This is a genomic window from Arthrobacter sp. SAFR-044 (assembly GCF_059414985.1).
In genome coordinates, this window is the sequence record NZ_JBPFDN010000041.1 from 1 (window position 1) to 545 (window position 545).

A 545-nucleotide genomic window follows, 5' to 3' on the forward strand; every position below is an offset into this window, starting at 1 on the left:
TGGCGGCGGGGTCCGGTGACGATGGCGGCGATCGCTGCGGTGGACATGGCGTTGTGGGATATCAAGGGCAAGCTCGCCGGGATGCCGGTGTACCAGCTGCTCGGCGGTGCGTCGCGGAACGGGTTGCGGGCGTACGGGCACGCGTCGGGTGCCGATATTGAGTCGTTGTTTGATTCGGTCCGGGAGCATTTGGAGCTCGGGTACAAGTCGATCCGGATCCAGACGGCGGTCCCGGGGATCAAGGCTGTTTATGGTGTGGCGGCGCAGGCGCAGGCGTCGGGGGAGCGGTATGACTATGAGCCGGCGGGGCGGGGTGCGTTCCCGGTGGAGGAGGACTGGGACACCCGGGCGTATCTGCGGCATTTACCGACCGTCTTCGAAGCGGTCCGGAATGAGTTTGGTCCGGAGCTTCCGTTGCTGCATGACGGGCACCACCGGATGACGCCGATCCAGGCCGCGAAGCTGGGCAAGGCGTTGGAGCCGTATGACTTGTTCTGGCTGGAGGACTGCACGCCGGCGGAGAACCAGGAGGGGCTGCGCCTGGT

General features: G+C 66.2%; 1 protein-coding gene. It reads left to right on the forward strand.

The window, feature by feature from the left end; all coding sequences use genetic code 11:
* Positions 1 to 545, forward strand: a 545-nt coding sequence (locus ACR65J_RS21045; protein WP_440172747.1) for an enolase C-terminal domain-like protein, incomplete at both ends; no start/stop codon positions are given.